This window comes from Acinetobacter sp. AND/436 (assembly GCF_049546925.1).
Taxonomy (GTDB): Bacteria; Pseudomonadota; Gammaproteobacteria; order Pseudomonadales; family Moraxellaceae; genus Acinetobacter; species Acinetobacter indicus.
Window position 1 is genome coordinate 21,613 of the sequence record NZ_JBMXBO010000015.1, and the last position, 13,728, is coordinate 35,340.

Here is a 13,728-nt window from a genome sequence, read left to right on the forward strand (position 1 = left end):
GTTGTTGTTTGCATTACCAGATATCGGAATTAACCCGGTCTTTAAATTTAGGATGATTGTCCAGTTTAAATTCCGGTTCTTTCACGCCACGCTTCAGTTGTGCCTTGAAGTCTTTTAGCAACATCAGCACAAATGGCGTCAGCAGTAAAATAGCAAACAGGTTGATGGTGGCCATCACGCCCATAAACAGATCGGCCATCGACCAGATCAGTGGTACGGTGGCAATCGCGCCGAAATACACCATAAACAGCACCAGCAGACGGAAAATCAGCATGATCTTGCGGTTGTTGTTAATGAACTGCACGTTACCTTCGGCATAGGCGTAGTTCCCAATAATCGACGAATAAGTAAACATAAACAGGATAATGGCCAGGAAGTCATCGCCCCAATGGCCAATCTGGCTTTCCAGCGCCATCTGGGTCAGGGTCACCCCTTCAAAACCGGCATTCTGATATAAACCGGAAGACAAAATGATGATTGCGGTACATGAACAGACAATAAAGGTGTCCACGAATACGCCCAGCATCTGTACCAGCCCCTGATTCACTGGATGTTTTACATCCGACACAGCAGCCGCGTTTGGTGCAGAACCCATCCCCGCTTCATTGGAGAACAGACCACGCTTGATGCCCATCATCATCGCCATCGACACCATCGCCCCAAAGAAACCACCGGCAGCGGCATCAAATTCAAAAGCCTTGCTGAAAATCAGGCGGAAAATATCCGGAATAATCGGCAGATTAATCACGGCGATATACAATGCCACCACCAGATACAGCAGCGCCATAATCGGGACAAATTTCTCTGCCACTTTGGCAATACGTTTAATCCCGCCAAAAATAATCATGGCGGTCATGACGACCAGAACCAGACCCAACCAGGACAGTTCAAAACTGAATGCACCCATTGGAACAGTCAGATTGGCCTGATTCCAGCCCCAGGCATGTGATGTGGCACTGATAATCGAGTTGGCCTGCACCGCGTTAAACACGAAACCGTAAGTTAAAATCAGGGCAACCGCAAATACTACACCCAGCCATTTCTGTTTCAGGCCTTGGGTAATGTAATAGGCCGGACCACCACGGAACTGATGGTTGCTGGTATCACGCACCTTAAATAGCTGCGCCAGTGAAGATTCGACAAAGGCCGAACTCATGCCTAAAAATGCGGTAAACCACATCCAGAACACCGCACCCGGACCACCAATCGCAATCGCAATCGCAACACCGGCAACGTTACCGACCCCGACCCGACTGGCCAAACCGGTCACAAGGGCCTGAAATGGGGTAATCCCATAACTGTCTTCGCCTTTTTTACGGCTCGACCTCATGGCTTTAATACTGTGCCAGAACAGGCGAATTTGTACAGCGCCGGTGATCAGGGTATAAAATATCCCGACACCAACCAGAAAGATCACCAGAAAATCCCACAGCGGGGTATTTAGAAGCGTCACCCAGGACATTAGGGTTTCATTTAATTGTTCATTCATTTTTTCGCACCCTTTGCTGATTGAGTCATCCTAAAAAGAAAAGCCTTTTAACAAGGCTTTTCCACTCAAATTACTTAAACAAAAAACTTAAGAATGACTTGAATGACAGTCGCATTAATCAAGTCGACAAAGAAAGCACCACACAGCGGTACAATCAGGAAGGCTTTATGAGAAGCACCGTACATATTGGTAACGGCCTGCATGTTGGCAACTGCAGTAGGTGTTGCACCCATACCAAAACCACAGTGACCCGCAGCCAGTACAGCAGCATCATAGTTTTTACCCATAACACGGAAGGTAATGAAGGCCGCATACAAGGCCATGGTGATGGTTTGCGCGCCTAGAATGACCATTAGCGGGCCCGCCAGATCTGCCAGTTGCCATAATTTCAATGACAGCAATGCCATCGCCAAATATAAAGACAATGAAGCGTTACCAAATACGTCAATCGCACGGTCAAAAATAGTGACTTTGAAAATACCTTCTAATACGTTACGCAGAATTACCCCACCAGCCAAAGCCCAGACGAAAGTTGGCAACTCAAACAGCGTACCTTTGGCATAACCAGTCATAAACTCGGCAAAGGCCAGACAGGCTGCAAATAAACCTAAAGTGGTAATGGCATTGTCTGCGGTAATTAAACGCACCTGATGCGGATATTCAAACGGCACAAACTCGCCCGGTACCGGTTCAACTGGCGTATTGTCACGCTGTTCAATTTGTGCATCGGTACGTGGTGTAGCCAACTGATAACGGTTGATCAGCAGCTTGGCCAATGGCCCACCAATAATACCGCCAATAATCAGACCGAAGGTCGCACTGGCCATCCCCAGGGCCAAAGCCCCCTGAATACCATGTTCAACCTCAAGGATTTCACCCCATGCACCCGCAGTCCCGTGACCACCGGTTAAGGTAATGGAACCGGCAATCATACCAATTAGCGGATCAATGCCCAATACTGTCGCCAGACTAATCCCGACAAAGTTTTGTACAATGATGAATAGTGAAATTGCGATCAGAAAGATCACCAGACCAATACCGCCTTCACGCAGTTTGGCAAAGTTGGCACTTAAACCGATGGAGGCAAAGAAAATCAGCATAAAACTGGTTTGCAGCGCACTACTGGTGGTAATGCTGTAGCCCCAGAAATTGTGCACGATTAAAGACACCACCGCAGCGACCAAACCGCCCGCGACAGGTTCCGGGATGTTGTAACGTCTTAGAAAATCAATATTGTTAACTAAAAAACGTCCCAAAAGGAGAACGATTACAGCCGCAATTAAGGTGTAAAACGCATTAAAAGTAAATTCCATGGCAATATCCATTTAATATGGTCAATGCTTATTGTTTTCCGGTTCTGATTATTTAAACCTGATGATATAAGCACCTTTTATGATAAGGCTGCTCTGTTTAATTTAAATAAACGGGAAAACTCTGCAATATGAATAATGTAAATCAGAAAAAGTTCTGAGTTGGCGAAGAAGCATCTGAGCTGGCGAAGAAGCATCTGAGCTGGCGAAGAAGCATCTGAGCTGAAGCGCAAGACTCAGCGTCGCTCCTCAAATTCATATCAACCGGCACTGCCTGAAAAAGAGGGAGTGAAAAATAAAATACAGACACTTCAGTGGCAGGGTAATGTCAGGCTGAAATCTCTGAATAGGCTTACTATAGAAAGATAATCTCATATAGGCTCCTAAACATAGAAAATGCATTGCTTCATGTAGCCAACAAATACATCTTAATTCATAGAAAAAGCTGAACAATACAGCTTAAAAAATCGCACATTATGCATCTTTTTCTCTAAAAATCTTTATTTTTTTAACGCTATTTGCTATTAGTCTAACTTATTGCTTTTAACTATAAATTTAAGCAACTGAATTTAAAATTGTTTTTTAAAAATCGGTAAATAAAAAAAAGAGGTGGCAAGCCACCTCTTTTTTGGTTCAGCACTTAGAAGTTATAACGTGCCATTACACCAATACGATTATCTTTACCTGTTCGGCCATCAGCTGTTTCACGTTCACCGTAAACATATTCAGCACCCAAGGTAATTGGTTGTACCGGGTTATACATGACATTTAACCAGCCTTGCTGTAATTCGTCATTTTCTTCACCTACAGCATCATCAAAGAAGACTGCACCATAACCTAATGTACTACGAAGTTTTGGTGTAATTTTCAAAGTAGCGCCTAAAGTAAATGCATCAAATTCTTTTAAGTCGATGTCATTACCATCTACTGAATAACGCTTATTCCTATCGGTGTATAGAATAAACTTGTCATCACCCGTTACATGAGAGTAGTCGGCATTTAAAGTTAAGGTTTCAGTTGGTTTAAAGTTTACACCCGCAGCCAAGCCCCAGCCAAAATCTGTTTCGTCAGCTACATCACGCGCACGAACTTCCTGGACCAGCGCTCGACCTGTCAGCGTACCTGCACCTTCAGCAAATTTATGTGCAACTTTTGCGGTTGCTGCCGGCAGTCTGTTATCGTCATGTCCTTTTTCTAAACCAACAAAATAAGTCGTGTCTGCATTAATTTTGTCGCTATAACGCACTTGTGGTGTACGGTAAGTACCAATACCGAGTGGTGAGTTAAAGTCCAGCATTTCAGGTGTAGTTTCACCGGAAAGGAAGGATGAAGTGGTTTGACCCAATAACCAGTTGTCCATAGTTAAGTAAGCGTGGCGAATACGTACGCTGTCATTAGTACCACGGAAATCAATCTCAATTTTACCGCCGACATCTTTCCCTGCGACTGGACCTTTAAAGTCTAAACCAAGGCGTGTAGTGGTTGCGGTTGAATCAAAACGGTCTTCAGTTGCGTTATTGTCATCGCCCAAGCTAACGGCGTGGATACGGTTAAAAATTCCATTACCACCTTCAATTTGATACGCAGCATCCCCACGCACAAAACCGTACAGATTGACTTCAGCACCACCTTTCGACTTTAAGGAAAATGGTGAAGCCGATTTTGCTGCAGGTGCCGGTTGCGCCTGAACTTGCTGGATCTGGACTTGTTGCTGTTGCTGAACCTGTTGCTGCTGTTGAATTAAAGCTTTGAGTGCTTGTACTTCCTGGCGTAATTCTTGAATTTGTTGTTGTTCAGTGCTTGCTGCCTGTACCGTAGAGGCCATTGCTGCTGTAATTGCGACCGCTAATGTTTTTGTGATAAGTGAAGTTTGGATTTTACGATCCATGAGTTTCTCCAGAGTAAAAAATAATGCTCATCCGTGCTCTTTTAAGACATTTTAAATACTGACTCAGATGGCAAGCATCCCTGATTTAAATGTCATTTAATCATCACACTTTTGCTATTTATCAAATAATTAAAAGTCTTATCGATAAAGAATTACACAAAACTGTAATCGTTTTATGCTTTCAATCTAACAATTAATTTATTTTATTAAAATCACTTTTAACGTATAAGGATAAAGGACTGATCAATTTTTCTAATTCTCATTTGCAAAAATATCGAATTATCATGGTTTTATCGAAAAGTAAAAGCTGCCTACCCGGTTAAATATTAGACTATTGTATATAGCGACAGTTGATTAGAACATAAACATTTTAAGGGATTTTTCATGGATAAAGGACAAGTACAACTGGTCGATCAGGCCATTAGCTCGCGTCATTCGGTGCGCGCCTTTTTAGATCGTCCGGTCGATCCGCAAATGATTAAAGATATTCTAAGCGTGGCCAGCCGCGCACCATCCGGCACCAATATTCAGCCGTGGAAGGTGTATGTGGTGACCGGTGAAAAGCGTCAGGAACTCATTGATCGGGTCTGTCAGGCACAAACTGAACTGTATTTACATCCTGAACGTGCGGCCGATTATCAGGCCACCTTTTCCTATTATCCGGAACAATGGTTCTCGCCGTTTATTGAGCGGCGCCGTGAAAATGGCTGGGGGCTGTATGGCCTGCTCAATATTGAAAAAGGCGAAAAACAGAAGATGGCCGCGCAGCATCTGCGTAATTTTCAGCTGTTTGATGCACCGGTAGGCCTGTTTTTTACCCTGCACCGTGACCTGGAAATTGGTTCAAAAATGGATCTTTCTATGATGATGCAAAACGTGATGATTGCCGCCAAGGCACGCGGGCTGGACACCTGCCCACAAGCGGCATGGAATAGTTTTCATCGCATTGTACTGGAGGTCTTAAATGCCCCGGCCGATGAAGAACTGGTCTGTGGTATGGCCTTGGGTTATGCCGATCCAGAGCATATTGTAAATAGCTTTATTACCCCGCGCGTACCTGTCGAAGAATTTGCCGTATTTGTAGAATAATTTTTTAGCTCTGGCCCTCACGCTGCAACAGCTTAAAGAGCAAATAAGAAATCGCCCGGGTTTCTTCTTTTTATTTATAAGAATGAATCGGGGTTAGGCTGTTTTTAATTTCCGCTCCCGATGCATGATATACATCGCACTCACCCCAATCAGAATAAACAGCAGCATCACACTGCCCATATTTAATAAAGCATCCCAGATCAGTACATTCAACATTAAGCCGCCAATTAAACCGCAGCTAAATTGCATACTGCCCATAATCGCGCTGGCTGTACCGGCACGGGCACCCTGCTCCGACATTGCCAACGCCATGGCATTGGGGCCAGTAAAACCAATTCCGGCCACAGCTAAAAACAGCCCGGCAAAAACCACAACAATCGGCGCATGGCTCATCAGCCCGGCGATGACCAGAATTAGCGCGCCAGTGCCCTGCACCGTACCGCCTATTTTTAAACGGGTCATTAAAGAGCTGCTGGTTGCCAAATGCTTGTTTAAGGTCGAGGCCAGCATAATACCGACCGCATTGGCACCAAAAGCAATCGAAAACTGCTGCTGGTTCAGGCCATAACCATCCATCAGAACAGCGGCAGAACTGCTGATATAACAGAACATCGCCCCACCGGTAAAACAGCCGGCAATCATCGGTAAATAAAAACTGCGGTCTTTAAAAATGGCCAGATATAAGGTCAGCACCTGATAGAAATTCAATTTCAGACGGCGCTCTGGCGGCAGGGTTTCCTGAAAGAAAAAATGGACACACAGCCAGCAGACTAAACTCATCATGGCCAGACAGACAAAAATCGCCTGCCAGTCAAAAAAGCTCAGGACGATGGCCCCCAGACCCGGCGCAATAATGGGCGCAATTGCGGTCACAATCATCATGCTGGAAAAAGCCTGCGCGGAAGCCTGCATATCCAGCCGGTCACGAATTGCCGCACGGGCAATCACCACCCCGACACAGCCCCCTAAGGCCTGTAACACCCGCGCAGCAATCAGGCTCCATTCATCCTGGGCATAAACACAGAGCAGGCTGGCCAGAAAATACAGTCCCAAACCAAAATACAGTGGGGTTTTACGGCCAATCCGGTCACTTAAAGGGCCATAAATTAACTGTCCAATCGCCAGGCCCAGAAAATAAGCCGGTAGACTATTGGCCACCATTTGTGTGCTGACCCCAAAATCATCTGCCATTTGGGGCAAGGCCGGCAGATACATATCAATCGACAGCGGACCAAGCGAGGTCAGCAATGCCAGCAGTAAAATCCAGGAAGATGGATACTGCTGCTGCGGGCTTGCACTGGCATGGGAATCGGACATATTCATATTTCTTTTTTAAATGACTGATTTAAAGACAAGGTACACAGTCCATAGTATTATTTCAGGGTACTGAAAGTGAAGTTTCACATAATTGCTGCCCGCTGCATAGCATCTGGCTTCGTTTAAGGAACAGTCTTGAAATCCTGGCTCACACGTCTCAAACACATTGCCTACAACACGGCCTTTATCTATAACATCCGGATGATGATCGCCTTTGCCGGCACCGCCTTTGTTCCTTATCTGCTCGGCTATCAGCTGGCCACCATTCCGCTAACCTTGGGCGTGGTCGCAGCCGGTTTAAGCGATATTGATGACCGCTTCTCTTTAAGAATCCTGAACCAGACTTATACCTATATCGGCTTTTTTATTACCGCTGCCTCCATTCAGCTGCTGTTTCCACATCCGGTGCTGTTTGCCATTGGCCTGATTATCTCCTGTATTGGCCTGATTCTGCTCGGTTCTCTGGGCCGGCGTTATGCCACCATTGCCTATGGCTGTCTGGTGATTTCGGTTTATGCCATGCTCGGTGTGGACCTGTTTGAAGACTGGTACACCCAGCCAGCCTTGCTGGTGGTTGGTGCAGTCTGGTACGGGCTGATTTCCACCATCAGCTTTTTACTGTTTCCGGTACGGCAGCTACAAGACAAACTTTCGCAAAGCTATGCCTCGTTAGGCGATTTCCTGTTTGCCAAATCCAATCTGTTTGATGTCGATATGACCCCCGGCAGCTATCAGCAAAGCCTGATTGACCTGTCAATGGAAAATGGCAAGCTGGTTGGCCTGTTTAATGAACTGAAAACCGCGCTACTGACCCGTTTAAAAGGTGACCGTGGCCAGAAAGACACCCGCCGCAGCCTGCAGTATTATTTTATTGCCCAGGATATTCATGAACGCGCCGACTCCGCGCATATTGACTATCAGAAACTGGCCAAAATTTTTGAGCACAGCGACATCCTGTTCCGTTTCCAGCGTATTCTGGCGATTCAGGGCAAAGCCTGTAAAGATTTAAGCGAAAGCATCCTGAAGCGTGAACCCTATATTCACAGCAAACGCTTTAAACATGCCTTTGAGAACCTGAAACATTCGCTACAAAAGCTGCGCAGCGAACAGCAGTATGATCAGGTCTGGGTCAATGCCCTGTTTGCCCTGTATCAGAACCTTAAATCTATTGACGCGCAGTTACGCAACCTGGAAACCGAGCGTTATATCAAGCTGGATAAAACCAAACATATTGAAAACCAGCTTAAAGATGATGACCTGAAAGGCTGGGATGATATGGTCATCCGCATCAAGCAGCATTTAACTCCGGAATCGGTGCTGTTCCGGCATGCCATTCGATTATCGGCGGTGCTGCTGATTGGCTATATTTTTGTCCAGGTCACCAATATTGAATACGGCTACTGGATTTTACTGACCGCACTGTTTGTGACCCAACCCAACTTTAACGCCACCAAACGCCGCTTACGCCTGCGGATTGTCGGCACCCTGGTCGGGATTCTGGTCGGTTATAGCATCTTATATTTTATTCCGTCGGTCGAAGGTCAGCTGTTGCTGCTGGTAGTGAGCGGAATTCTGTTCTTTGAATTACGCAGTAAGCAGTATGCACAAGCCACCGCCTTTATTACCATTCTGGCACTGATTAACTTTAACCTCGATGGCATGGGCTTTGCCGCTGCCCTGCCGCGTATGATTGATACCTTAATTGGCTGCGCACTGGCCTGGTTTGGCGTCAGTTTTATTTTCCCGGACTGGAAATTCCGCCGTTTGCCGCGCACCATTCGCCGTGCCTTAAATGCGCAGTGTGATTATCTGACCGAAGTGGTCGAGCAATACAAAACCGGGCGCAATAACGGCCTGACCTATCGCGTGGTACGCCGTGCAGCGCATAATACCGATGCCGAACTGGCCTCGCTCATTTCTACCCTGGCCACTGAGCCGGATTTTGATGCCTCGCAAAAAGCCCAGGCTTTTGAATTGCTGTGCCTGAATCATACCTTTATCAGCTATATTGCCGCGCTGGGGGCACACCGGGAAAAAATTGAAGATCCGGAGATTTTAACCCTGCTGGATAAAGCGCTGGAAGATATTCGCGGTGCCTTGCTGAACGATGAAGTACCCGATCTGTCTTCACAAAATATGCTGCATACCATCCGGCAGCGTTTAAGCCAAAATCATCAGGAAGATCAACAGGGACTGATTATTTTGCAGCAGTTATCGCTGATGCTGACCATCCTGCATCAACTGAGTCAGCTAAAGCAGAGTTTAAGCCATGACCGTGATCAGGATGCCACCGAACTGGCCTCGTTATAATTCGGATGATTTTGCAACAATAGACTCCTGAAATGCTGTAATTAATGCTAAACTTTTCTGAGTTTGAAATTTGTTAGTTCCACTATGACCGCGAAAAATTTATACGCTTATACTTTACAGCCTGTGAACTACGACATTAGCGAAGCCGAGCAACGTCATGCCCAGCTTTTAATTTGGCGTAGCACCAACAAAATTGGCACCAAAGCCTGGGCGATCATGGGCATTATTACGGCCCTGTCTATTCTGGGGATTATCCTGATCAAGAACTATTCCACCATTTTCTGCTGGGTAGCTCTGGTCTGTGTGGTGCTGTACTTCCTGATCCGTAAATTCGGTCTGGAATGGTATGCCAAACGCAAAATGAATGAATTTCCGGTACAGGAAATTAAAGGCATCCGTCTGGGCGTGCAACCGCACGGCATCATCATGCGCCAGCAAATGGGCCTGCAAGAAGGCATGGGCGCGATTAGCTGGAAAGATATTTATGAATGGTATTCTACCCCGGATTTCATTCTGGTGAACTTTACCGTCAAAGGTCAGCAAGGCGCTTATATCTTGCCAAAACGTCTGGATTCTAAAAACTTTTCTTTTAAAACCATTCGTAAGCACCTGCTTGAATCTGTAGGTGAGCCAAAACAGCTTTAAGCCTGTACGTTCAAAAAAACCTCCACCCTGCTGGAGGTTTTTTTATCCGGTTTGCACCAACCTAAATGATAATGAGAATAAATATTATATTCAAACTCTATTCCATCTCGCTATTCTTCAGTTATAATTTCGCCCATTGTTCTCTCCACACTGCTGCTGTATTGCTATGCTTAAAAAAATATTTTTCCAGCTGCACTGGTTCCTTGGAATTAGTGCAGGCCTGATTCTCGCACTGATGGGTGTTACCGGTGCGATTTATTCCTATGAACAACAAATTCTAAAATGGATGAATCCGGACAGTTATACCGTGCAGGTCGAAAACCGGGCCAAGCTCACCCCGGCGGAAATCTATCAGCATTTTCAGCTGACTCAACCTGAAACCAAAATTAATAGCATTACTATCGCCTCCGATCCGGCAGCATCTTCGAGTGTCAATATTGCCAAAGAAGGCGCACGTCGCGGCCAGAATGTGCTGATTAACCCCTACAGCGCAGAAGTGTTACCCGAGATTAAAGGCCGTGAATTTTTCCAGTTTATCCAGCAGTTACACCGTAACCTGACCGTTGGCCCGGTCGGCAAGCAGATTACCGGTGCCTGTGCCTTGATGCTAATTTTCTTTGTCTTGAGTGGTCTATATTTACGCTGGCCGAAAAAGCATTCGGTAAAACAGTGGTTCTTTGTGAAGCCAAAACTCAAAGGCCGTAACTTTATCTGGGATTTACACGCCGTTGTCGGCACCTGGGTGGTGATTTTCTACCTGATTCTAGCCTGTACCGGCCTGTACTGGTCCTATGACTGGTGGCGTAATGGCATGTTCAAGGTGCTGGGCGTAGAGCGTCCACAACCGCAAATGCAGGCCAATGCCGCGCCGCAAGGTCAGCGTGGTGCGCCGCAAGGCCGTGAACGTGGCGAAGGTGCTGCGCGTGAAGGTCGTGGTGAGCGTGCAGAAGGACTGGATTCGCTGCAAATGCAGGCGGTATTGAACCAGACCTGGATTGGCGTACAGGCACAACTGGGACGTGACTACTCAACCATGACCCTGAACCTGCCCAAACAGGCCAATGGTGAAGTTAGCCTCAACTTTGTCGATGCAGTACCGCAGCATGAACGTGCCCGCAATAGTGCAACCTATAACTATCAGACGGCCAGCCTCACCGACATCAGCCTGTATGAAGATAAAAAACTCAATGAAAAAATCATGAGCAGCATGTTACCGGTTCACCGTGGCAGCTTCTTTGGTCCGGTGTACCAGTTCTTTGCCATGGTCGCTTCCCTGCTGATGCCGCTGTTCTTTGTCACCGGCTGGATGCTGTATCTGAAACGTCGCAAGCAGAAGAAACTGACCCAGGCAGCACGGAATAGCGCAAGCGCCGTCACGGTTGATCCAAATGCCAAACCGTGGCTGATTGCCTACGCCACCCAAACCGGCGTGGCTGAACAGCTGGCCTGGCGTACTGCGACCAGTTTGCAGGAAGCTCGTCAACCAGTGACCGTGAAACCGGTACAGCAATTGAGTCTGGAAGATCTGCAATCGGTAGAACAGGTGCTGTTTGTAGCCAGTACCTATGGTACCGGTGAAGCACCTGATTTAGCCTCCAGCTTTGACAAGAAAATCCTGAGCAGCTCGGCCAATTTACAGCATCTTCGTTATGCGGTACTGGCGCTGGGCTCCAAGGAATATCCGGACAGCTACTGCAGCTTTGGTCATAAAATTGATCAGTGGTTACAACGCAATCAGGCGCAGCCTCTGTTTGCCACCATTGAAGTGGACAATGCCAGCAATGAAGATATCCAACGCTGGAATACAGCACTAGCTCAAGCCACCCAGCTTGAATTGCAAGGCATGGACATTCACAAGACCTTTGACAGCTGGATTCTGAAACAGCGTGATCTGCTCAATCCGAACAGTCTGGGTGCACCAGCCTATAATATCGAGCTGGCGCCGCAACACGAAGCACACTGGGAAGCCGGTGATATTGCCGAAATCCAGCCAGGGAACAGTCCTGAGCGTCTGGCAGCCTTTATACAACAGCATCAGATTCAGCCGGGTACCCTGCTAGATTCGACCGGTGAACCGATTGAACAGGCGCTCTGGGACAAAGATCTGACGGTTGAAATCGAGCCGTTTGCCAATCTGGAACATTTACTGGAACAGTTACCGACCCTGCCTGCACGTGAATATTCGATTGCCAGCATTCCATCGCAGCAGATTTTGCGTCTGGTGGTCCGCCAGCAATCCGATGCCCAAGGTCAACTGGGTCTTGGTTCGGGCTGGCTCACCCAACATGCGCCGCTACAGAGCAGTATTGCCCTGCGCATTCGCACCAATGAATCGTTCCACCTGATTGATGACAACCGTCCAATCATCTGTATTGGTAACGGGACTGGTATTGCCGGGCTAATGAGTCTATTACAGGCACGTATCCGTCATGACTATACCCAGAACTGGCTGATTTTCGGTGAACGTCAGCGCGCACATGACTTTTTCTATGAAAATATTGTGTCTGCATGGCAAAGCACCGGCATGTTGCAGCGTCTGGATGTGGCCTTCTCGCGTGATCAGGAACAGAAAGTCTATGTACACCATAAATTGCGTGAACAGGCCAAAGAACTGCAACGCTGGATTGAGCAAGGTGCCGTGATTTATGTCTGCGGCAGTATTGATGGCATGGCCAGCGATGTTGACCAGACCCTGATTGAACTGCTTGGTGAAGCTACGGTGGATCAGTTACGCAGTGAAGGCCGTTACCGCCGTGATGTCTACTAAGTTTTGCTAACTTGCTGAAAACTAAAATTGAAAAAACCGGACTTGATGTCCGGTTTTTTCATCTTGATCTTTTATAATCTGCAGATACATCACGCTATTTATGATCATTCCGCCATGCAGAGTCACAGCCACGCCCCACTGAAACGTCTTCTGAGCCTGATGGCTGCAATTCTACTACTGGCCAATGGTCTGTGGTTGCTCAGTCTGAACAGCTTTCATTTTGGTACCCTGCTGCCGATGCTGTTCGGTGCAGCACTGTTCATTTATGCCTTGGCTTATGTTCTGCTACAGCGCTGGATTCGACAGCGCCCGATCTATCAACAAGGCTGGCGTTTAGTATGGGGTGCTTTCTGGGTCTGGCTACTCAGTGTAGCGCTGTTCTTTGGCTACTTACACTGGCAAAGCCTGCATAGCCAACCCAATCCAAATACGCAGGCGATTCTGATTTTAGGCGGGGGAATCCAGCACAACCAGCCGACGCCGACCTTGGCCAAACGCCTAAATGCAGGTGCCACGTTGGCCAAGCAGCTGCCACAAATTCCCATTATCGTCAGTGGTGGCGCCGCTTTTGGGAATCAGTGGACCGAAGCCGAAGTGATGGCGCACTATTTAACAGAGCAGCATCATCTTCCGAAAACACGAATTCTATTGGAAGCACGCAGTACCAGTACCGCTCTGAATTTCCACAATTCCAAGGCCTTGCTGGTACAACACGATATTCAGCTCAGTGATCCGATTGCCGTGGTGACCAGTGATTTTCATTTACCGCGTGCGCTGGCGATTGCCCGCAAACAGGGCTATCAGCAGCCCTTGCCCTATAGCGCTCCTACACCACTCTATATTCGCTATAACTCCTGGTTACGCGAATATTTTGCTTATGTAAGTGGTTGGCTACTCAATGAATATTAATACC

General features: G+C 47.1%; 9 protein-coding genes. 5 read left to right on the forward strand and 4 right to left on the reverse strand.

From position 1 onward, the window contains the following. Positions 1-13: 13 nt before the first annotated feature. The 3 genes from ACPEPR_RS11420 to ACPEPR_RS11430 form a co-directional block, all read right to left on the reverse strand. On the reverse strand, positions 14-1,489 hold the full coding sequence (locus ACPEPR_RS11420) for an alanine/glycine:cation symporter family protein (RefSeq protein WP_160241105.1): 1,476 nt from the start codon (positions 1,487-1,489) through the stop codon (positions 14-16). A gap of 74 nt (positions 1,490-1,563) precedes the next feature. Continuing rightward, on the reverse strand, positions 1,564-2,802 hold the full coding sequence (gene gltS, locus ACPEPR_RS11425; RefSeq protein WP_104505555.1) for a sodium/glutamate symporter: 1,239 nt from the start codon (positions 2,800-2,802) through the stop codon (positions 1,564-1,566). A gap of 637 nt (positions 2,803-3,439) precedes the next feature. Next, positions 3,440-4,687 (reverse strand): DcaP family trimeric outer membrane transporter, encoded by a 1,248-nt coding sequence (locus ACPEPR_RS11430; RefSeq protein ID WP_423562459.1) that lies wholly within the window; start codon positions 4,685-4,687, stop codon positions 3,440-3,442. A gap of 384 nt (positions 4,688-5,071) precedes the next feature. Here ACPEPR_RS11430 and ACPEPR_RS11435 point away from each other — a divergent pair, with 384 nt between their 5' ends. Then, positions 5,072-5,776: a nitroreductase gene (locus tag ACPEPR_RS11435; RefSeq protein ID WP_104988312.1), complete on the forward strand. Its 705-nt coding sequence runs from the start codon at positions 5,072-5,074 to the stop codon at positions 5,774-5,776. A gap of 93 nt (positions 5,777-5,869) precedes the next feature. On the opposite strand, the gene ACPEPR_RS11440 is transcribed toward ACPEPR_RS11435, so the two are convergent. Next, entirely contained in the window at positions 5,870-7,093 is a 1,224-nt protein-coding gene (locus ACPEPR_RS11440) for a multidrug effflux MFS transporter (RefSeq protein WP_104491504.1), read from the reverse strand. Between the two features lie 135 nt (positions 7,094-7,228). Between ACPEPR_RS11440 and yccS the strand changes: the two genes are divergently transcribed. The 4 genes from yccS to ACPEPR_RS11460 all read left to right on the forward strand — a co-directional run bounded on the left by yccS (position 7,229) and on the right by ACPEPR_RS11460 (position 13,724). After that, a complete protein-coding gene (gene yccS / locus ACPEPR_RS11445; protein ID WP_423562460.1) occupies positions 7,229-9,403 on the forward strand; it encodes a YccS family putative transporter in 2,175 nt (724 codons plus the stop codon). Positions 9,404-9,487: 84 nt separating this feature from the next. Next, positions 9,488-10,048 carry a YcxB family protein gene (locus ACPEPR_RS11450; protein WP_005179510.1) on the forward strand — a complete coding sequence of 187 codons (561 nt, stop codon included), beginning with the start codon at positions 9,488-9,490 and terminating at the stop codon, positions 10,046-10,048. Between the two features lie 166 nt (positions 10,049-10,214). After that, complete coding sequence (locus ACPEPR_RS11455) at positions 10,215-12,815, forward strand: PepSY domain-containing protein (protein ID WP_423562461.1); 2,601 nt, start codon at positions 10,215-10,217, stop codon at positions 12,813-12,815. Between the two features lie 114 nt (positions 12,816-12,929). Next, positions 12,930-13,724 (forward strand): YdcF family protein, encoded by a 795-nt coding sequence (locus ACPEPR_RS11460; RefSeq protein WP_104488735.1) that lies wholly within the window; start codon positions 12,930-12,932, stop codon positions 13,722-13,724. The last annotated feature ends 4 nt before the right edge of the window (positions 13,725-13,728 follow it).